The 226-nt window shown below is 66.8% G+C and carries 1 protein-coding gene; it reads left to right on the forward strand.

The features are described 5' to 3' along the window. Positions 1-226 (forward strand): hypothetical protein (locus ACYPXD_RS05805; protein WP_459708486.1); only part of this gene is annotated, 226 nt, incomplete at both ends.

Genomic DNA, 226 nt, shown 5'->3' on the forward strand with positions numbered 1-226 from the left:
GGTGACATGGGGTTTCGGCGCAGTCACGTTACCCGGGCTCGAACTGACGGCGGGCGTGCCGTCATCGCTGCGCACGCTGGTCGCCGTGCCGACGCTCCTGACCAGCGAGGCCGAGTTGCGCGAGCAGATCGAACGTCTTGAAGTGCATCATCTCGCGGGCGGCAGCGGCGACCTGTCGTTCGCGTTGCTGGCTGACGGGCTCGATGCTGATGAGGAAGTGCTGCCC

This window comes from Paraburkholderia sp. 2C, from assembly GCF_054589215.1.